Annotated in this window: 13 protein-coding genes; 9 read left to right on the forward strand and 4 right to left on the reverse strand. The window is 52.3% G+C overall.

Going from position 1 to position 22,194, the window contains the following annotated elements; translation table 11 throughout:
- Positions 1-154: 154 nt before the first annotated feature.
- Positions 155-970, reverse strand: a complete 816-nt coding sequence (locus ABEW73_RS28060; protein ID WP_215160589.1) for a flagellar motor protein MotB — start codon at positions 968-970, stop codon at positions 155-157.
- Positions 954-1,748, reverse strand: coding sequence for a flagellar motor protein (locus ABEW73_RS28065; protein ID WP_430170464.1), 795 nt, complete (start codon positions 1,746-1,748; stop codon positions 954-956). The genes ABEW73_RS28060 and ABEW73_RS28065 overlap by 17 nt, the downstream gene beginning before the upstream one ends.
- A gap of 304 nt (positions 1,749-2,052) precedes the next feature.
- Between ABEW73_RS28065 and uvrB the strand changes: the two genes are divergently transcribed.
- The 7 genes from uvrB to ABEW73_RS28100 all read left to right on the forward strand — a co-directional run bounded on the left by uvrB (position 2,053) and on the right by ABEW73_RS28100 (position 14,609).
- Positions 2,053-4,044 carry an excinuclease ABC subunit UvrB gene (uvrB, locus tag ABEW73_RS28070; protein ID WP_430170463.1) on the forward strand — a complete coding sequence of 664 codons (1,992 nt, stop codon included), beginning with the start codon at positions 2,053-2,055 and terminating at the stop codon, positions 4,042-4,044.
- Between the two features lie 103 nt (positions 4,045-4,147).
- Entirely contained in the window at positions 4,148-7,015 is a 2,868-nt protein-coding gene (gene uvrA / locus ABEW73_RS28075) for an excinuclease ABC subunit UvrA (RefSeq protein WP_430170462.1), read from the forward strand.
- Between the two features lie 212 nt (positions 7,016-7,227).
- Positions 7,228-8,688: an S-layer homology domain-containing protein gene (locus tag ABEW73_RS28080; RefSeq protein WP_430170460.1), complete on the forward strand. Its 1,461-nt coding sequence runs from the start codon at positions 7,228-7,230 to the stop codon at positions 8,686-8,688.
- A gap of 254 nt (positions 8,689-8,942) precedes the next feature.
- Positions 8,943-9,152, forward strand: a complete 210-nt coding sequence (locus tag ABEW73_RS28085; RefSeq protein ID WP_430170458.1) for a hypothetical protein — start codon at positions 8,943-8,945, stop codon at positions 9,150-9,152.
- Positions 9,153-9,399: 247 nt separating this feature from the next.
- The gene (locus ABEW73_RS28090; RefSeq protein WP_430170456.1) at positions 9,400-10,476 is read left to right on the forward strand and encodes a S1C family serine protease; all 1,077 of its coding nucleotides are present in this window, start codon (positions 9,400-9,402) and stop codon (positions 10,474-10,476) included.
- Positions 10,476-12,410: a copper amine oxidase N-terminal domain-containing protein gene (locus ABEW73_RS28095; RefSeq protein WP_430170454.1), complete on the forward strand. Its 1,935-nt coding sequence runs from the start codon at positions 10,476-10,478 to the stop codon at positions 12,408-12,410. The genes ABEW73_RS28090 and ABEW73_RS28095 overlap by 1 nt, the downstream gene beginning before the upstream one ends.
- A gap of 243 nt (positions 12,411-12,653) precedes the next feature.
- A complete protein-coding gene (locus ABEW73_RS28100; RefSeq protein WP_430170453.1) occupies positions 12,654-14,609 on the forward strand; it encodes a GTP-binding protein in 1,956 nt (651 codons plus the stop codon).
- Positions 14,610-14,926: 317 nt separating this feature from the next.
- On the opposite strand, the gene ABEW73_RS28105 is transcribed toward ABEW73_RS28100, so the two are convergent.
- On the reverse strand, positions 14,927-16,135 hold the full coding sequence (locus ABEW73_RS28105; protein ID WP_430170451.1) for an MFS transporter: 1,209 nt from the start codon (positions 16,133-16,135) through the stop codon (positions 14,927-14,929).
- A gap of 534 nt (positions 16,136-16,669) precedes the next feature.
- Between ABEW73_RS28105 and ABEW73_RS28110 the strand changes: the two genes are divergently transcribed.
- Entirely contained in the window at positions 16,670-17,767 is a 1,098-nt protein-coding gene (locus tag ABEW73_RS28110) for a DNA alkylation repair protein (protein ID WP_430170450.1), read from the forward strand.
- A gap of 616 nt (positions 17,768-18,383) precedes the next feature.
- A complete protein-coding gene (locus ABEW73_RS28115; RefSeq protein ID WP_430170448.1) occupies positions 18,384-20,897 on the forward strand; it encodes a DUF3656 domain-containing U32 family peptidase in 2,514 nt (837 codons plus the stop codon).
- A 56-nt stretch (positions 20,898-20,953) separates the two neighbouring features.
- On the opposite strand, the gene ABEW73_RS28120 is transcribed toward ABEW73_RS28115, so the two are convergent.
- The gene (locus tag ABEW73_RS28120; protein WP_430170447.1) at positions 20,954-22,000 is read right to left on the reverse strand and encodes an acyltransferase family protein; all 1,047 of its coding nucleotides are present in this window, start codon (positions 21,998-22,000) and stop codon (positions 20,954-20,956) included.
- Positions 22,001-22,194 lie beyond the last annotated feature (194 nt).

Consider the following 22,194-nt stretch of genomic DNA (forward strand, 5'->3'; position numbering starts at 1 on the left):
TCGTGATCGAATCATTGTTTTAAAACGAAAGCGCCCGGCCAGATCTGAATGTATGTATTCAGTCTGCCGGGCGCTTATTTCATATAGGTGATGATGGGTTAAGACTTTTCATTTAAAGGCATGGAGCGGGTTTAGCCGTATGGAGGCCATCCTCCTACTCCTTAAGCTGCCGTAACACTGTAATTTCAACCCGTCGATTCTTCTGCTTGCCTTCGGCAGTCGCATTATCCGCAGCCGGTCTCGTATCGGCATAACCTGCATACTGGAAGCCTTCCGGGTCCAGCTTGCTGTTCTCGAGGAAGAACCTGAGCACTGACATGGCGCGGGCACCGGAGAGCTCCCAGTTGTCCTTGTAGCTGGAGTAGCGGCCGATCGGCACATTGTCCGTATGCCCCTCGATGCTCACCGTGGTATTTAAATCGCCGAACAGGCTTGCCAATTTGCCCAGAACGGGAGCGGCCCCGGGTTTAAGCTCAGCCTTGCCGACATCGAACAGGAAGCGGTCGCTTAACGTAATGGCAATCCCTTGCGGCTCGTCCGCGATGAAGATATCCTCTTCGAGCTGGTTGTCCTTTACGTATTGCTGAATAAGCCCCATAAAGTTCGCCAGCTCTTCTTCCTGGGCACGGAAAGCGAGCTCCCGCTCGGTTAGCGGTTCAGAACCTGCATCTTTACCCTCTTCTTCCTCATTGGCGGCAGGCTGCGGTGGAGGATTCTTATGGTTCTCCGTGTCGGCTGTGCCGGTAAGGCCCGAACCCATCTCCAGGATGCTGTCTCCGCTCTGGAAGGTGGCTTGCAGGGATTGAGTGACAAGTTTGTATTTTTCCGTATCGAGCCGGCTCATGGCATACATCACAACAAAAAAGATCAGGAGCAGCGTAATCAGGTCGGCATAGGTGATCATCCAGCGGTCGCGCTGGTCGCCTTCAGCCTGCTTGCGATGACGGCGCCGTCTATTCGGCTGTCTCATGCGCGATCCCCCTTGAGGACGGAATGTCCGTGGAGCCAGCGGAAGCGAAGGAGGCTAGCTTTTTACGAACCAACAGCGGGTGCTCTCCGTTCTGAACAGCCATAATTCCTTCGAGCAGCAGCTCCATATTTGCAATTTCTTCTTCGGAACGTGCTTTAATCTTGGACGCAATGGGCAAAAAGATAATATTGGCACTTGCGACGCCGTATAAAGTGGCGGTAAACGCGACCGCGATCGAAGGTCCGAGATCGGTTGGGTCTTGCAGACTGCCCAGTACGTGGATCAATCCCATGACGGTACCGATGATCCCCATGGTAGGAGCATATCCTCCGGCGGACTCGAAAATCTTGGCATACCCTTCGTGCTTCTGCTCGGCGGCATTGATATCGAGCTCCAGGATTTGGCGCACCATTTCCGGATCGTTGCCGTCGACAACCATCTGCATGCCTTCCCGGAGGAACGGGTCCTCGTGATCGGCGGAGATGCGCTCCAGGGCCAGCACCCCGTCTCTTCTGGCCGTAACCGACATATCAACAATGGCGTCAATCAGTTCGTCCGTTGAACGGTTGCTGCGGCCGAAGGCCAGCTTGAGCGCAGCCGGGATGGTGCGGAGCCGGGTGGCCGGGAAACTGACGATGACGGCGGCGATGGTGCCGCCGAATACGATAAGCGCAGCCGCTCCTTGCAGCAGGCCGCTCAGATGCCCGCCTTCCCATAAAAACCCTCCGATCAACGCGGCCAGGCCGGCGAGAATGCCAAAAATAATCGTAATATCCATAACGCTGTATCATCTCCTTAAGGAAGTTAATTGAAGATCATGGGTTCGGCTTGAAGCTAGTCCGACATGGAATATGAAGGCTGCCGGGCCATACAAGTTGAAGCACGGAACATTCGCGCTGGAACTTATTGAAATTTTCATTAAACTATTTGCATCAAAAAAACGTAAAGGGTATAATGAGACGGGAACAAATATTCTTATTCTTTACGTAGACACCACTAATTTCCCATAGTATATCATCGGGAAGTTTCGACATATCTTTTAGCATGAATTTCATTTTAGAGTATGAGGGTGATGAAGGGCAATGAGCGATTTAGTTGTCAGTACCAAATCCTTTGAGATCCAGTCTGAATTCCAGCCGCAGGGCGATCAGCCCACGGCTATTGATGCGTTGGTCGAAGGACTCCGCCAAGGGAAAAAACATCAGACGCTGCTAGGTGCAACAGGAACGGGTAAGACGTTTACGATCGCGCAGACAATCGCCAAGGTAAACCGTCCCACACTCGTCATTGCGCATAACAAGACGCTGGCTGCACAGCTGGCCAGCGAGTTTAAGGAATTCTTTCCGAATAACTCGGTAGATTATTTCGTGAGTTATTACGATTACTATCAGCCGGAAGCTTATATCCCTTCCTCCGATACGTATATCGAGAAGGATTCCAGCATTAATGAAGAGATTGATAAGCTCCGCCACTCTGCAACGAGTTCGCTGTTCGAACGGCGCGATGTCATCATTGTGGCGAGCGTATCTTGCATATATGGCTTGGGTTCGCCGCATGAGTACGGAGAATTGCTGCTTTCACTCAGGGTGGGCATGGAGAAGCCGCGCAATGAGATTTTGTCGCGGCTGGTTGATATCCAGTACCAGCGGAACGATATCAACTTCGTTCGCGGGACCTTCCGCGTCCGTGGGGATGTGATCGAGATATTCCCTGCCTCGAAGGGGGAGCATGCCGTTCGAGTCGAGCTGTTCGGCGATGAGATCGAGCGGATCACGGAGATCGACGTCTTAACGGGCGAACTGGTTGGAGAACGCGAGCATATCGCCATCTTCCCGGCGTCTCACTTCGTTACCCGTGAAGAGACGATGCGGGTAGCAATCGTGAACATCGAACGCGAATTGGAAGAGCGCCTTGAACTGCTGCGCTCGGAAGGCAAACTGCTGGAAGCGCAGCGCCTGGAGCAGCGTACCCGTTACGACATCGAGATGATGAAGGAAGTCGGATTCTGCTCCGGCATCGAGAACTACTCCGGCCCCCTGACCTTCAGGGAGCCTGGTGCTACGCCATATACGCTCCTTGACTATTTCCCGGACGATATGCTGTTTGTCATTGATGAATCGCACGTTACGCTCCCGCAAATCCGCGCGATGTACAACGGTGACCGGGCACGGAAAACGGTGCTGGTTGATCACGGCTTCCGCCTGCCGTCCGCGCTGGATAACCGGCCGCTGAAGTTCGAGGAATTCGAGGAGAAAGTCAACCAGATCATCTACGTGTCGGCTACGCCGGGACCGTATGAGATGGAGCACTGCGATACGATGGTCGAACAGATCATCCGGCCGACAGGCCTGCTCGATCCGATCATTGATGTGCGCCCAACAGAAGGGCAGATCGATGACCTGATTAGCGAGATCCATGACCGGGTGGAACGTGACGAGCGTGTGCTCGTGACCACCCTCACGAAGAAAATGTCAGAGGACCTGACCGATTACTTGAAGGAAATTGGCATCAAGGTTCGTTACATGCACTCCGATATCAAGACATTGGAACGGATGCAGATTCTGCGCGATCTGCGGCTTGGTACATTCCACGTGCTGGTGGGTATTAACCTTCTACGGGAGGGTCTTGACCTGCCGGAGGTTTCCTTGGTTGCGATTCTGGATGCGGACAAGGAAGGCTTCCTCCGTTCGGACCGCGCTCTTATCCAGACGATTGGCCGGGCTGCCCGGAACTCAGAAGGTAAAGTGATCATGTATGGTGATAAAATCACAGACTCCATGGATCGGGCCATTAAGGAAACCGAGCGCCGTCGGAGCATCCAGGTTGCGTACAACGAGAAGCACGGCGTAACGCCGCAAACGATCCGCAAGAAGATCCGCGACGTCATCGAGGCAACGAAGGTTGCGGAGGGCAAAGCAGACTACCTGGTGGGCGAGGGACAGAAGATGTCGAAGAAAGAGCGTCAGAATCTGATCCAGCGTCTGGAATCCGAGATGAAGGAAGCGGCCAAGAATTTGCAATTCGAGCGTGCGGCAGAGCTTCGTGATGCGCTGCTGGAGCTGCAAGCTGAATAATTGTTGGAGAGACGAATGACAGGGGGGACGGCCTATGCGGTCGTTCTCTTTGTAAAAATATAAGTACCACATGCATGCCATATGGAGTAGGAGATGATATCGTTTGGCAATTGAAAATATTGTGATCAAAGGCGCCCGCGCACACAATCTGAAAAATATCGACGTCACGATACCGCGTGACAAGTTCGTCGTTCTTACGGGGCTTAGCGGCTCGGGTAAATCCTCTCTCGCTTTCGATACGATTTATGCGGAGGGTCAGCGCCGTTACGTGGAATCCTTGTCCGCTTATGCACGCCAGTTCCTCGGACAGATGGAGAAACCGGATGTCGATTCCATTGAAGGCCTATCGCCGGCGATATCGATTGACCAGAAAACGACGAGCCGCAATCCGCGCTCTACGGTAGGTACCGTAACAGAAATCTATGATTATCTGCGTCTGCTGTTTGCCAGGGTGGGACACCCGCACTGTCCGGAGCATGGCGTGGAGATTACCTCCCAGACGGTCGAGCAAATGGTAGACCGCATCATGCAGTATCCCGAGAAGACGAGACTGCAAATTCTCGCGCCGGTCATCTCCGGGCGCAAGGGCGAGCATAAGAACCTGTTTGCCGATATTGCGAAGCAGGGCTTTGTCCGGGTGCGCGTCGATGGAGAGCTGCGCGATCTGTCGGAAAGCATCGAGCTGGAGAAGAACAAAAAGCATACGATCGAGGTGGTTGTCGACCGGATCGTGGTTAAGGAAGATATCGAGGCGCGGCTTGCCGATTCGATCGAGACGGCACTGAACCTGTCAGGCGGTCAGCTCCTGGTCGACATCATGGGTCAGGAGGAGCTGCGGTTCAGCTCCAACTTTGCTTGCCCGATCTGCGGCTTCAGTATGGAAGAGCTGACGCCGAGAATGTTCTCCTTCAATACCCCTTTCGGCGCTTGTCCGGATTGCGACGGCTTGGGCGTCGAGATGATTGTGGATCCGGAGCTGCTTATACCGGATACGAGCAAAAGCGTGGAGGAAGGTGCCTTTGCCGCATGGAGCGGGGGCACGTCGACTTATTATCCGCAGTTTCTGAAATCGGTCTGCGCGCATTTCGGCATTCCGCTGGACAAGCCGGTCAGTACCTTTAGCCAGGAACAGATGAATAAACTAATGTACGGTACGGGCAATGAGAAGGTTCACTTCCGTTACGAGAATGACTTCGGTCAGCGCAAGGAAGCGCATGTAACCTTCGAGGGTATCGTTCCGAACTTGGAACGTCGCTACCGCGATACGAATTCTGAGGGTATTCGCGAATACATTGAAGGCTATATGAGCAGCAAGCCATGCGATGTTTGTAAAGGTCAGCGTCTCCGGAAGGAAAGCCTGGCCGTTACGATCAATGACCGCAACATGGCCTATGTCACCAGTTTGTCGATCGGAGAGTCCCTGAAATTCTTCGATCACCTGGAGCTTAGCGAAAAAGAAACACAGATTGCCAATCTCATTCTGAAGGAGATTCACAGCCGCTTGGGCTTCCTTGTCAATGTGGGTTTGGATTACCTGACTCTCAGTCGTTCGGCGGGAACGCTGTCCGGTGGGGAAGCCCAGCGGATCCGGTTAGCCACGCAGATCGGCTCCAGCCTAATGGGCGTGCTGTACATTCTGGACGAGCCCAGCATCGGGCTGCATCAGCGGGATAATGACCGCCTGATTTCCACGCTGGAGCATATGCGGAATCTGGGCAATACGCTCATTGTGGTCGAGCATGACGAAGATACGATGATGGCCGCAGACTATATCATCGACATCGGCCCAGGCGCAGGCATTCATGGCGGCCAGGTCATTGCGGAGGGAACCCCGAAGGAGATTATGAACGACCCTAACTCTCTGACAGGCCAGTACCTGAGCGGCCGAAAGTTCATTCCGGTCAGCAGCAAGCGGCGCAAGACCGATGGACGCTGGCTTGAGATTAAAGGCGCGAAAGAGAACAATCTGAAGAATATCAACGTGAAAATTCCGATTGGCGTCTTTACGGCGGTAACGGGCGTGTCCGGGTCAGGCAAGTCGACACTGGTCAACGAGATCCTCTACAAGACACTTGCTCGTGACTTGAACAGAGCCAAAGTACGTCCGGGGCAATACCGCGAGATGAAAGGTTTGGAGCATATCGAGAAGGTCATTGACATCGACCAGTCACCGATTGGTCGTACGCCTCGCTCCAACCCGGCGACCTACACAGGCGTTTTCGACGATATCCGGGATATATACTCCCAGACCAATGAAGCGAAGATTCGCGGATACAAGAAGGGCCGCTTCAGCTTCAACGTGAAGGGTGGCCGTTGCGAGGCTTGCCGCGGGGACGGTATTATCAAGATTGAGATGCACTTCTTGCCGGATATCTACGTGCCTTGCGAAGTGTGTAAGGGCAAACGCTACAACCGCGAAACGCTGGAAGTCAAATATAAAGGCAAGAACATCGCTGAAGTACTGGAGATGACCGTTGAGAATGCAACGGATTTCTTCCAGAACATTCCTAAGATTCACCGGAAGATGCAGACGCTGATGGATGTCGGTCTGGGTTATATTACTTTGGGCCAGCCTGCCACCACGTTGTCCGGTGGTGAAGCCCAGCGCGTGAAGCTGGCTTCCGAACTGTACCGCCGCAGCACGGGCAAAACGATGTATATTCTGGATGAACCGACCACCGGCCTGCATGTGGACGATATCGACCGTCTGCTCGTTGTGCTTCACCGCCTGGTGGAGTCCGGGGAGTCCGTCCTTGTTATCGAGCACAATCTCGATGTCATTAAGACAGCGGACTATCTGATTGACCTGGGTCCGGAGGGCGGCAGCGGCGGAGGTACCATCATCGCTACCGGAACGCCTGAGGATTTGGTCAAGGTGCCCGAGTCTTATACAGGGAAGTACCTGAAACCCATCCTGGAACGCGATACGAAGCGAACCAAGGAATTAAACAAGGTGGAAGCGGCACATTAATAGCTGCTCGAATCTGTTCCATGCTGGAAGGGAGCTGTGCAGCCCACAGCTAATTGCATTTCATATTTCCGCAGATGAACAGGTTAACGTCATAATGGAGTCCCCATGTATTAATGGGGGCTCTTTTTTTCTATTTTCATATCATTCTCCAATATCTTCGCATTCCAGGATATGGTATGATCTTGATAATTGCGACAATATGGAGGGATTGTATGAAGAGAATCGCCTGTTCCGTTCTAATAGCTCTGGCAGCAAGTGCTTTATACATAAACTCATCCGATAACGTTCAAGCAAGTGCTGGTGCGCCCGTTTCAGATATGATGGGCTTCGATGCGCAGGAAGCCATCCTCCGGTTAACCGAAGGACTCCATCCCGGTGACGGTGGTAGGGATATCCAGCCGAAAGCGGCCATCAACCGGCAGGATTTTGTCATATTAATGGTCAATGCTTTAAATCTGGGCACAGGTGAACTTCCAGGAGCCGCTACCTTCAAGGATGTACCTAACGATCACTATGCTTTCCCCGCAATCGAAGCTGCGGTTCATGCCGGGCTGGTGAAGGGCGTAGGGAACGGAAGATTTGGACTTGGACAACCGCTGACACGTCAGGATATGGCCGTGATATATCAAAGAGCTCTGCAAGGGGTTACCGACAAGGAAACCACGGACGGGGAAGCCGCGCCGCTGGAGTTACATGAAGGCTCCTTCAGCCATTATGCTAGGGAGGCTATCGTACTGGCCATGGAGTTAGGGCTCTTTCAGGAATCTGCAGCCGATGCTTTGAATCCCAAGGATACCGTTACTCGGGAAGAAGCGGCTTCGGTTACAACGAAGTGGTTGAAAGCCGTGGAGCAAATCAACTTGGATACTGCCGAGGGTGAGGTAGAAACACCACCAGAAAGTCCGCACCCGGTAATCCATGGTATCGTAACCTCATCATCGGGACCATCATCCACAATTCCTACCGTTACCGGGTCAGTACAGCCCCATGGGGGGACAGAGCCCCTAGCATCTCAGTCGGGTTCGCCGACAACGAAACCAACTGCTCCGATGGATCTGAAGTTCCATTATGTGAAGGGTCAGGTTCAATTAACCTGGACGAAGCAGCCAGGTGAATCCTACAATATATATTACAGCGAGAAGTCCGGAACGGGTTATACATTATTTGCTGATGGAGCGAATGTGAAGTCAGGCGCCTACGTAACATCCGATGTGCGTTTTCGGGAGACCGTCTACTATGTGGTCGAGGCTGTGAACAGCTTCGGCAAGAGTAGTTATTCTAACGAAGTTTCGAGCCGCCCGAATAAAATATCCAGTCTTCAGGCCATCCTAAATGAGGAAGATGAATCCATTGGTTTAACCTGGACAGATACGCAGGATGGCATAAATTATCATGTATATTACATAGGACCTGACGGAGTACTGTATCGTATGAATGATGTACCTATAGTGAGCCGTTCCTATATTATTCCGAACCGCAATATGTTGGCAGGTCAATCCGGCCGGTATGCAATCCATGTGGTTGCTGTGAACAAATTGAATGTAAGCAGTGGACCGTCTAGTGAGGTTGTGCTGGATGTCAAGAAGGACCCAGAGGATCGGATTACGATCACAGATCCCTCTGTGGCATTGCCAAGTGAAGACTTTCCTGAGGAGTATGAGGAACAGGAGTGAACGTTTCTCGATCCTGCTCGGAGTCACTTGGATTTACGAAGCAGCCTGTGCCTGACTCCATAACGCAAGCTTGATCTAGCCTCTGCCGTGATGAAAGTCATGCTAATATCTGAAAATTTGGTTAAAAATGAGAAATTTCTATGACTTTTTTTCATTTTTAGGGGCGGGGGGCTTGCATCTGGACGGGCACATGGATAACATAGAAGAAGATATGTAAATTTGCCCGAGAAGAAACCCACGAGGAGGTACGTTTCATGATCCTTGCAGCAGCATCGGATGCGAGCGCGACATTTAAGACATTTGATATTTTCATGATCCTGTTTACGATTCTGATCTTTGTTGGTGTGGTTCGCTTGTTGATGGCCCGCCAAAAAAATAAATTCGCAATCGCTTTCGGTCTCGTCAGCTTATTTGTGTTCTTGTACTCTGACTATGCCATGATTACAGGATGGTTTAACCATTAGGTTGGCCTAGGTACCTTATTTAAAGCGGCTTCATTTGACGAATGTAATAAAAATACATACAAACAAGACGCCCGTCTGCTGTACGCAGTGTGAAGGCGTCTTTTTGTTTCTTCGGGGAAAAATTACAAGGTCCGCAGGAAAAACGTGAAAGAAATAGGTCTAGAAGCAATGGCTACAAATGGAAAAACATGATAAATTGAGGAGTACAGGTTGGGTAGAGGATGGAACCGGGGGAGGAACAAACGAATTGAGGAATTTACAATGGCAAAAACGGTCGGCGGTTGCACTGTTAGGGGCTATCATTCTGGCAGGAAGCAGCGATGCGATTATGCATACAGACATAGCGGCTGCAGCAAGCGCTAAGTCCAAGAATACATATGAACAAAGTGCGGTGCCTCAAGTTATCAGCCGGATGTCGCCATCGGTTGTTGGCATTATCGGAAAGGCACCACAAGGAAGCAGCGAAGTGGATGACAGATACAACCTGGCGCACGGTACGGGAGTGATCTGGAAGGCAGACGGGTGGATCGTCACCAACGCTCATGTGGTGGACGGGCTAACCGGAATCACGGTCGTGACGTCAGACGGGAAATCTTATAAAGCCAAGGGCGTATACAGCGATCCTATGAGTGATATTGCCTTGGTCAAAATTAACGCCAAGTCTCTGAAGCCGGCCAAATTTGCCGCATCCGCGCAAAATGCGCTGGTTGGAGAAACGGTGGTTGCCATAGGTACGCCAATCTCCTTCTCGTTACGAAACTCGGCATCCGTGGGTGTGGTAAGCGGCCTAAACCGGAGCGTGGACGGATCTTATCGTCTGATTCAAACCGATACCGCCATTAACCCGGGCAACAGCGGAGGGCCGCTCGTCAATCTGAAAGGCGAGGTCATTGGCATCAACAGCAAGAAGTTTGCCGCCGTTGGCATTGAAAATATGGGCTTTTCCATTCCTGCGGAAACGGTCCATTATATTGTGGATCATTTGTTGGAATACGGCGAGGTTCGAAGAGCCGGTCTCGGGTTGGAACTGGAAGAAAGCTGGTCCGCCATCGTGGGTCTGCCTTCAGACGACCCATTGACCGTTACGAAGGTGCTGTCCGAGCAAGCCCGGAAAGCCGGAATCCAAGAGGATGATGTGTTATACGCGATTAACGGAAAGCGCATCTATTCCGTCGTTGATATCAACGAACGGTTAAAGCCCTTCATCCCGGGCCAGCAGGTTCAGCTATTGATGCAGCGGGATGGAGATATTGTAAATATAAAACTGACGCTCAGCCAGGATGGTAATCGAGCTGCTTCGTCAAGCGTTGAGGAGGCTGAGTAATGGTGAAGAGAGTAAGAACGGAGTCAAGCCGACGTTTGCGACAGATGACAGCCGGAACCTTATCGGCTTTGATGCTATTCACGTCGTTGTCACTTCCCGTATGGGGGGATGACGTTGTGCCGGAGAAGCGTATACTGACCGTGCAAAGCGGAAGCAGCACAGCTTCGGTCAATGGTACCTCGTATACAATCGCCAAGCCACAGCAGAAGCAGGGCGTATTGATGGTGCCGCTGGGCGTGTTTAAAAAAGCGTTTGGCAGCGAGATCAAGCTGGAGGGCGAGAACCGGGTTCGATTGCTGCAAGGACCGCATACGATTGTGCTCGTTATCGGCAGCAAGACCGCATGGATTGACGGGAAAAAGGTACAGCTGCCGGTAGAACCGGCGATGGTGTCCGGAACGCTGATGGTACCGCTGCGTCCGGTTGCCGCGGGGATTGGCGCCAAGGTAAGCTCCTCCCAAGGCAAGCTGTCCATCAGTCTCATGGTTACGGATAAGGAAGAGAAGCATGACGAGGGCGAGATCAACAATACGACCGGGAAGACCCGAATCGGAAACAGTTATTTTGAATGGAGTATGAATTATCCTTCTTGGATGATCGTTGGAAGAGGAACGGACGACGAGAGCGGTGCTGCTTTTAACGATGCTACGGGCCGCTATTATCTTGAGGTTCATGCCTCCTCCCAGAAGGTAAAGCTGAGTCCTGACGATTTGTTAGAACGGCTCCTGAAAGAACTGAGCGATTCTGGAGATGTTGTGCTTCACCAAGATACAGTCGCAAGCGGGGTTCTACCGTATGCCAGAGTCATTTCCCGCGATATCGACGGCGTTTTATGGGAAGGTCGGCAGTACTATGCCAATGATCGCGTCTATGAGCTGTATTTTGCCGATTCTGAAGCGGTTCACTATAAGGATATGGACAAGCACGCGAGCTTGCTGGGTTCATTTAGAACGACCTATCAGGCGGGAGATAAAACATTAAAAGATGTCTCTTCCATCGTAGGTGGGCTCCGCGAAGCAGGAAATGAAGAATACGGCATATGGTTTGGCATTCCTGCAGGTTGGGAAATCAACAACAAGGATATGTTATACGGCAGCGAAGGGCAAGGTTATCTGTCCGTCTCGGTGGCATCGGCTCCAACAGGGGTTGATGGCACGCTCACAGCGTGGGGGCAGCGGCTTAAAGACTGGCTGTCGGAATCCTTCGTCCAAGATTCATACGAATACGTCGGACTTACGCCTGTGGAGATCTCGGGCGTCAAAGGGCAGATTCAAGAGGTGCGGTACAACTTCGGAGATAAATGGGTGACGGAATATGAAGTGATGATCCAGAAGAACGGCTACCGTTATTATCTGGAATATGCGGTACCGGACGGTCAGGAACGGACGGCTTCCAACTGGAAGAAGGTGCTGGAATCGATCGAGATCAATTATGATGTGGTACCGGAGAACTTCGGCCGCATTGGCGATGAAGGCTATCTGACCGATAAAACCAAGATGAGAAGCAAGAACTCCGAAACGTACCGCTACCATATCGATGTTCCAAAGTACTGGGAACCGCTGAATGATCAGTTCGAGCAGGGATCGGTGGAATATGGTTTTGCGGGAGGCGGGTTTGAAATTAATGCTCAGAAGGATACATCCGCAGACTTCATCGTCAGCAACCTCAAGCGTTATTATAATGAAGCCAGCACGGCTTCTGAGACGACGGTGAAATTGCTTGGCGTGGATAAGATTACGTTTGCCGGTGTGCCTGCCGTGTCGTTCAAGGTGCATCAGGTGAAGAACGGCGTTGGCTTTACGACGCAGGAGATCGTCTTTGAGAACGGAGATATCGTGTACACGATTACGACGACGTTGAATGATGCCAATGCAACGGAAATGCAGCAAGCCTCGCTTACGCGTGCGTTATCCTCGTTTGAGCTGGTGAAGTAATCCGAAGGATGGAATTATAAACGTATATCACACACTTTAGTGGGAGTCATATTTTTGATAACGCTGATAGCTGTCCTGCTGCATCCATAGGGGTGCGGGTGGACAGCTATTTTGGTTTTATGGCCGATTCTCATCCGAAATGATAGAACATATGTGCCGTTCATGCGACCTGATATGGTAAAATTAAATCGTGAGAGCAATGGATATGTAATTAAACCGGCTTGCAGAAGAGGGAATAAGCGGATGAAAAAAACGATAGGCATGTTCGCCCATGTGGATGCAGGCAAAACTACGTTGGCGGAGCAGTTGTTATATATGACCGATACGATTCAGGAGCGCGGGCGCGTGGATCATCAGAGTGCTTTTCTTGATCGACATGACATAGAAAAAGAACGGGGCATCACCGTATTTGCCGATCAGGCCACCATGCAGTTTAACGGTTCCACTTATTATTTAATCGATACGCCGGGTCACGTCGACTTCTCGCCGGAGATGGAACGGGCCATTCAGGTCATGGATGCCGCCGTTGTCGTCATAAGTGCCGTGGAAGGTGTCGAAGGGCATACCGAGACGGTATGGCAGTTATTGCGTAAGCATGGCGTCCCTACATTCTTGTTTATTAATAAAATCGACCGGGAAGGCGCGGATGTGGCACGTGTGTTTGCTGAGATTCGAAGTGAGCTTACTGAAGACGTCTGTATGATCACGGAGGAGGATGTGCTGCACGAAGGCATGATGCAGTCCTCGCTCATTGAGGCTATCGCGGAGCGGGATGAGAAGCTGCTGGAGCTCTATATGGAACAAGGAGTTGAGGTTTCTCAGTGGTTGGATACGATGACTGCGATGATAAGGAAAGGGCAGCTATTCCCCTGCTTCAGCGGATCAGCTCTGCAATACGTGGGTGTGTCTCATTTTTTGCATCAGCTCGATCTGCTGACAGTTACGGACTACGATCCCGGGGATTATTTTGCCGGAAGGGTATATAAGATTCGCCATGACGAACAAGGTGCAAGACTGACGTATATCAAAGCCATGGGCGGAACGCTGCGGGTGCGCGATGAGATCACGTATTTCTCCGGAACGGAGACGATCACGGACAAGGTGACGCATATCCGTCTGATCAATGGGGGGCGCGTGACGAATGTCGATCAGGTGCATGCGGGTGATCTGTTTGCAGTTACGGGTATTTCTTCAGCTGCGGCGGGCGACGGGCTTGGGACTCTGAGTGGCCGGACGGTATATGAGCTTGTACCGACTCTGAAGTCGAAGGTGCAATTCGAATCCTCGATTCATCCCAAGGATATGCTGCGCGAATTCCGTCTGCTGGATGCAGAGGATCCTTCCCTGTCTGTGCAGTGGGATGAGCACGCTCAGGCAATCCATATCCATGTGATGGGTATCATTCAGCTTGAAGTGCTGGAACGAATCGTGTTCGAGCGGTTCGGTTACCGGATCACCTTCGGTGAACCGGAAATTTTATATAAAGAGACCATAACGGAGGCCGTTGTGGGCTGTGGTCATTTTGAACCGTTGAAGCATTATGCGGAGGTGCACCTCCGGCTGGAGCCTGGAGAGCGGAACAGCGGCATCGTTTTCTCCAATGAATGCCATCCCGATGTGCTTTCGGTCAATTATCAGCATCTGGTTGCCCAGCATGTCGGGGAGAGGGACCATCACGGGCTGCTTACAGGCTCTCCCATTACGGACATCAAGATTACCCTGCTGAAGGGGCGGGCGCATAACAAGCATACGCACGGCGGGGATTTCAGGGAAGCCACCTACCGTGCGATACGCCAAGGGCTGGAGAAGACAGCCAATATGCTGCTGGAGCCCTACTATCATTTCAAGGTGAAGGTGGATGCCGAGTATATCGGACGGTTGATGTCGGATCTGACCCAGGCGAAGGCAAGCTTCGTGCCGCCGGAAACGGCGGGAAACAAGGTGACGGTCACGGGATCGGCTCCCGTATCGACCATGATGAATTACAGCATGGAATTAGCCGCCTACGCTAAGGGAAGAGGTACGATGTCCCTGGTTTACGGGGGATATGGCCGGTGTCATAACGAGGCTGAGGTCATTGAACGTAAAGGATACGATAAAAATGCGGACCCGGAATACAGCTCCTCTTCGATATTTTGTGCGAAGGGAAGCGGTTATGCGGTGCCATGGGATGAAGCGGACCATCATATGCATGTCTAATGCTTGAGATGCTGCGAAAGCGATAGGTGGTTAGGCAAGATGTTTCGCGGTCGTGAGGGAGTTGTATGGGGTTCGTGGTAAGAGCTTGTGGGATTCATGCTTGTACACCGTGAAGAGGAATCATGTGATACGACGCAGATATGCAGCAGGACTAGGTATGCAATGACATTAACTATGTAATGAAGTATGTAGACAATCGAGCGATGATGAGTTAACGATGTTAAACGATATAAGCATCCCGATGATTCAAATTAAATCCATAATGAGTTACGCACGCGAGATATGAAATCATCCCGCGTGCGCCAAGTAAAGAGACTTTATGAAGAGAGGGTGCCTTTTTCTACAGGCTGCCCGCGCGACGGCCGCATGGTCCAATAGGTGATGGCGGTGGTCATGAGCATTAACACACCGGTCATTAAAAATACCGAATGGATGTTAAAGATACCGCTGATCATACCGCCCGCGAGCGGCCCGGCCATCCCGCCAATTTGGTTGGCGGTCTGGTTGAGGCTAAACGCCCGCCCGCGAAATTCGCTTGGCGTATGTTTGACGACAAGGCCGTTGAGTGCCGGGAATACGGCACAGAAGAATGCGCCGTATGCAAAGCGGATGGCCGAGAATGCCCAAATGTTGCTGAACAGGATCTGGGCGAGCGATCCGATTCCACCGGCGAGCAGACCAATTAGCAGCACCTTTTGGAACCCGATTTTATCGGCCAAGCGTCCCCAGCGGGCCGCAAACAGGATGCTGGCGATCCCGACGATGGAGAACACAAAGCCGGCGATCATCGAGGTATGTGATGAAGAGCCGCCGATTTGAGCAATATACAGCGGCAGTACGGGCTCGATCGTCATGACGGAGAACTGCGTCAGCACCGTAAGCATGAGTACGGTCATCAGCGCCTTGTTATGTCCGGCGACCTTAAACGTGTTTATGACGGAAACGCGCTCTTTGCTGGGCACGAATTTTTCTTCTTTGACCCAGAATATGACGAGCAGCGTAGCTGCGAAGCATAGTATCCCTGCCAATCCGAATGCCATTCGGTTGCTGAACAGGGAGGCCAGGGTGCCTCCGATCATCGGGCCCATGATGCCGCCGGTTGCGGTTGCCGTGGACATCATAGAGAGGGCGTAGCCGACTTTTTTCTCGGGTGTGTTGGTGCCTACAATAGCGATTGCACCCGGGATAAAGCCGGAGAGAAGACCTTGCAGCAGGCGGAGAACCAACACCTGATACTCATTCGTGACGAATGCCATCAGAATATAGATGACAAAGAGCACCAGCCCCGCGCGGATAATCATCGGTTTGCGTCCATATTTATCGCCGACGGCTCCCCAGAAGGGAGAGGACAAGGCGCCCGCAAAAAAAGCGGAACTGAACAGCAGTCCCGACCACATTTCCGTATGCTTGGTAACGCCGAGCTCAATCAGAAAAAGCGGGAGAAATGGTATGACCATCGAGAAGCTTGATGAAACGATAAATGAGCCGAACCATAAAATCCATAAGTTCTTTTTCCAACTTTCCATGTCTTCTTCATCTCCTGATGTGCAATTTGTTGTAGTCCTTCGAGCTTCGCCTCCTGTCTTTTAAATGGGGTAATGATGTATGTATTAATTTTTTAGAGATAACAAAAAGCATAAACTTCGAGGCTTACTGCCCTTATCTCGAAAGGAAAATTTCCTCTAAATAGGGTCTATCCTCTGTGAAAGTATGTCGATATACGTTTGTCTATAGAGATAAGAGAGTTGTTCATGGACTAGTTGATCTATTCATCGTACGACATCCCAGCTTTGGAAGGCCGGATTCGGATAAAGCAAAACGCCCCCCCAATTGGGTAAACTGGAATTAACCAGACTACCGCACTAAAGCGAAAGGCGTGCAACTTCATCCTACACCACATGTTTTGGATTGGGAAGGGGCAGGGAATGGGGTTAGAGAGGTTGGCGGCTCTTTTGGAGATGGGTTGGAATCGCCGGGTTATCATATAAATAAAGGGCTTTCAGGATTTCATAAGACGTGGATACACTATCGTAAAAATTATTTTTTTGGGGAGAACTGATATGAGAGAAACACTGAAGGATCTGTATTCAAATACGTTGTTCCAGCAATTGACCGACCGGTTGAAGGAGGCTTATCCGGCATTTGATGCGAACCGGTTCATGGAGCTGATTCATGATGAAGCCTGGGGACAGGAGGAGTTCAAGCAGCGCATCCGGCATATTACGCTGGCCTTAACGGACACGCTGCCTGCTTCTTACCCGGAAGCCGTTCAGATCCTGAAGCAGGTAGCCCCGCATTTTAGAGGCGTGGAATATGTGTTCTTTCCGGATTACGTAGAGGTTAATGGGATGGAGGATCTGGAGACATCGATGGAGGCATTGGCGGTATTCACGCATTCTTCTACGGCGGAGTTTGCCGTCCGGCCTTTTATCATGCAGGATCAGGAACGGATGCTGGCTCAGATGATGACTTGGGCACGGTCCGATGACGAGCATCTGCGCCGGTTGGCGAGTGAAGGCTGCAGACCACGCCTGCCATGGGCACCGCAGCTGCCGTCCTTGATTAAGGATCCGCACCCGGCTCTGCCGATCCTGGAGCAGTTGAAAGAGGATCCTTCCTTATACGTTAGAAAAAGCGTCGCCAATCACCTGAACGATATTTCCAAGGATCACCCAGACCTTGTGCTTGAGATTGCCTCCAAATGGTATGGCAAACATCCGTTAACGGATTGGATCGTGCGGCATGCGCTGCGTTCGCTGCTGCGGAAGGGGGATATCCGGGCACTGGCCATTTTCGGGTATGAGGAGCTTGAAGAGCTGGAGGGACTTGAGGTGCGCGAGCTGCGCATTAAACGTTCCGTGATTGCGATGGGTGATGATTTGGAGTTCACCTTTCAAGTGGTCAACGAAACCGGCAGTCCGATGACGCTCCGCATCGATTACGAGATTGATTATATGAAGGCAAACGGCAAGCTTGCGCCGAAACGTTATAAATGCTCGGACAAGGTCTATACTCCGGGAAGCTGGAAGGTGGAGAAGAAGCAGTCGTTTAAACCGATCTCCACCCGCCGTTTCTACTCCGGCGATCATCGTCTTCACATTGTCGTGAATGGCAAGCGTTTGGCGAGTATGGATTTTGTGCTGGAGGGTGCGGAATAAGAGTAGGGTATGTGGTGCAGGACGTGCACGGGCAAACCTGTGGTGAAGGAATCCTGGAACCAGTTGACGGATTGGGGCGATTCCGTTCTAAAGTTTTGTACATCGTGCGCACTGCTCCCTGTGAGCACGATGCATGGTCGTTGGGGCATTCCTGGATGGCTGTCGACCGCTGAGATGTTAAGGAGGCTCTGACTAAAGGATACGGAGATCAACATGCAATATCCCAGGTCCCTGGTAGAAGAAAGGGGAACTAATCTTCATATATAAAAATGAGATAACGACACTAGCCCCGCACGGTGATCATCTGCCAGTAGCAGCTGCTGCGGACGATGAGAGGCAACCTTCCGATTGGGAGGGCTTGTTTTTGTTTCTACGAAGCAGAGTGCTATGCGGATTATGGCAACACTATTAAAAGTGTGGAAATCAAGTTAGCAGGTAGAAGAGAAGCCGGACTTTTGGTAAACTAGATAAGTTGAAAAGCTTTCAAAGTGTTTACAAAATCAATGGATATAGATGTCTGACGCCTGTTCTATGAAAATAGAGTATGGCTTGCACGTTTCAATGAAAGAATAGTAGTACACAGCACGCCGGCTTGAACCGGCCTGGGAGGATATAGATGGACACGAAAGCACTACGAAGAGAAGACGTGGAGTTGCTGGCCCCTGCAGGGGATTGGGATTGCATGCGGGCTGCGGTGGCGAACGGGGCAGACGCGATCTTTTTTGGGGTCGAGAAATTTAATGCGCGCGCACGAGCGAACAATTTCCGGATGGACGAGCTGTCGGAAATTATGGCCTTTTTGCATAGTTATGGGGTTAAGGGATTCCTGACCTTCAATATTCTGGTGTTCGAAAACGAGCTGGAGGATGCCAAGGAGCTGATCGATGCGTGCGTGGATGCCGGCGTGGACGCGGTGATCGTGCAGGATTTGGGTTTGGTAAAAATGATTCGCGAGATTTCCCCGGATTTCCCGATCCATGGCTCTACGCAGATGACGATTACGTCGCCGGAAGCCGTCGAGTTCACGAAGCCGTTCAATATGGAGCGTGTCGTACTGGGACGTGAGAACAATCTGAAGCAAATCCAGAAGATCGGGGAGCAGGCGAAGCTACCGATGGAAGTATTCGTGCATGGTGCATTGTGTGTATCCTACTCGGGTCAATGCCTGACTTCCGAAATGTGGGGGGGCCGCTCCGCTAACCGCGGAGAGTGCGCGCAGGCCTGCCGTCTGCCGTATGATCTGATCGTGGATGGTGAGCAGAAGCCGATGGGCGACGTCGCCTACCTGCTATCTCCGAAGGATCTAGCTGCGATCGATCTGATGCCGGAGCTGATTGAAGCGGGCGTGACCTCGTTTAAGATTGAGGGCCGGTTGAAGAGTCCGGAATATGTAGCCAACGTCGTGAGCAAGTACCGGAAGGCGATCGACCGGTATTTTGACGGCGAAGATGCAAGACCGAGCAAGGAAGAGGTGCGTGAGCTGCAGCAGAGCTTCTCCCGCGGCTTCACCCATGGCTTCCTAGATGGAACGAACAATAAAAAGCTCGTCGAGGGTACGTTCCCGAAAAGCCGCGGCGTGTATCTCGGCCGGGTAGAACAGATTCTGCGTGACGGTGTCGTCTGCAAGCTGGATGCGCCGCTGAAGCGCGGGGACGGTATCGTGTTCGATGCTGGCGACCCGACGAAAAAAGAAGAAGGCGGACGTGTTTACGATGTGCGTCGTAAAGGCGTCAAGCTGGAGGGTGAAGCCCAGGAAGGCTGGATCGTCGATATCGTTCCTGGCCGGAGCGATGTAGACCTGCGCAAGCTGCATGTTGGCGACCGGATCTGGAAGACCAACGATCCGGCGCTGGATAAGCGCCTTCGTCAGACGTACGAGACGGAGAAGCCGTACCGGGTATTCCCGGTACATGTGCGTGTCAGCGGCCGTCCCGGACAGCCGCTGTCGACCTGGTGGACCGATGTGCAGAAGGGCACGACGGTCCAGGTGGATTCGGAGTTGGAACTGGAGATTGCCCAAAAGCGGCCGCTCAGCCAGGAGATCCTGGAGGAGCAGCTTGGCCGCCTGGGCGGAACGGTGTTCCAGCTCGAGGCACTTGACGTCGACCTGTACGGCGACGTCATCGTGCCGATTCGCGAGCTCAACAGCATCCGCCGCCGTGCGGTGGAGCTGCTCGCTGGCGAGCGGCCGAAGCCGCCCGTGTACGTGAAACGGGCGGTGTCGGTGTATGGCGATGCGGCTGTGCCCGCAGCGCCCGTGGCTCGCGGTGAAGCGAAGCTCACCGCGCTGTGCCGCAGCCTCCCGCAGGTTGAGGCTGCGCTTGCGGCCGGCGTTGGGATGATCTACGCCGACTTCGAGTTCATCAAGCAGTTCCCGGCAGCGGTGGAAGCCGTGCGTGCAGCCGGCAAACAGATTGCGCTGGCAACGCCGCGCATTCACATGCCGGGCGAGAACGGCTACCACAACAACATCCTGCGCCTCCAGCCGGACGCCGTGCTGGTGCGCAACACCGGTGCGCTGTATTTCTACCTGCGCCACCGGATGGAGAACCCGGGGGCAAAGCATCCCCGGCTGATCGGCGACTTCTCCCTGAACATTGCCAACCACAAGGCGGTTGACCTGTTCGTCGAAGCCGGATGCGACACCGTCACGCCTTCCTATGACTTGAACATCCAGCAGATGGTGGATCTTCTCGGCAAGGCCGACACGTCCAAGATGGAGATCGTCATCCATCAGCATCTGCCGATGTTCCATACGGAGCACTGCGTTTACTGTACGTTCCTGAGCGAAGGAACGGACTTCACGAACTGCGGTCGTCCGTGCGAAGAGAGCCGCGTGTCCCTGCAGGACCGGATCGGCATGTCCCATCCGGTTCGGGTCGACGAAGGCTGCCGTAACACGGTGTACAATGCCATCGAGCAATCCGGCGCCGAGTACCTGGCCAACTTCATGGAGCTGGGTGTATCCAGCTATCGCGTGGAGTTCCTCGAGGAAACACCGGAACAAGTCCATGAGGTCATCGATCTCTACAACCGCGCCTTGCGCGGCGAGATCAGCGGCACCCAGGTGTGGAAGAAGCTGAAGGCCACCAACCAGCTTGGCGTTACGCGGGGGCAGTTGGTGAAGTAAGGAAGCAGCACGCGTATTGCGTATAGACTGAGCTAATATGAGGGAGTGATGCCAAGTTAGGCATCACTCCTTTTTGCGTTGGAACGCTTCTTTTCAGCGTGTTCATGGTGATGCTTGGATCGATAATGGAATAGGAACCCGACGTTCGGCTCGACGATCCACTCGAACCCTCGCTTGATCCAAGACGAGGATAGCAGCCAGGTCAAGAGTGCGCCGAACAGGATCAGCAGCAGCTTGCCTCCCGTGGACCAGAACGCTTCGAACCAGTTCAGATGCTGCATCGTTTTGACGATGAACCCGTGAAGCAAAAAGACGTACATGGTATTAACCCCCCGGTCGGTGAAGGGCGTATCCGACTCCGGGATGAGGGAGAGGACACACAGTCCCATGATGACGGTGAATGCGTAGGTGATCATACGGTAGAAGCCTGCATACCACGAGTCCAAGCCAAACTCCAGGTAAGGCATCGCTCCGTAGAACCAGTTAGTTGGCAGGATCGGCGATATGACGTACAGCAAGACAAATCCGGCGGAGAGCAGGATGATCGATAGCAGTCGAAATGGCCGGGCCTTGATGGCATCCAGCCATTCCCTTTTAAAATAAAAGCCGATGAGAAAAAAAGGCAGGAAATACAGCGTGCGTGAAATGCTCGCGTAATAGTCGACATCGATCGAGTACCCGAGCATGATGGACATCGCGAAACAGACGACGAGCGGGTATTTGAGCATCAGCAGGTACGGTAGAAGCATTTTCCACAGCATCATGCTGAACAGGAACCACAGGATCCAGTTGGGGTAAAAGTACGTGAAATCGAGCCGATCCAAGCCTTGCATATAATAGTCGAACAGGGTATAGAGCGTCTCGAATATGAAATACGGCACGACCAGTCCCGACAGCAGGCCGACGTATTGTTTGGGGGATTGAATGTACTTGGCGAAATAACCGGCCGCAAAAATAAACAGCGGCATATGAAACGAGTAAATGAACTGATAGATCGTTCCCATCCCGGGTTCGCCGTTAAACGGCTCGATGAGATGCCCTACAACCACCAACAGGATCAGTATGAATTTGAGGTTATCGAAATAGGCGTCTCTCTCTTTCATCAGCAACCAGCTCCTTTGGCTTTTTAGTCCATCGAAGTTTCGTACTAGTATATCGGAGGGTAGTGGGGCTTTCCATGGTTAAAGTTGGAAGGTTATCATCTCCAGTTTTCTGTCTCTCCTTGAAAAAGCCACATCAAAACCGATAAGTGAAGGGAAGGGCAACTCGGCTTCAGCGGCAAAGCCACGAATAATAA

Origin of the sequence: Paenibacillus lautus, from assembly GCF_050482385.1 — a bacterium.
Taxonomy (GTDB): Bacteria; Bacillota; Bacilli; order Paenibacillales; family Paenibacillaceae; genus Paenibacillus_AQ; species Paenibacillus_AQ lautus_B.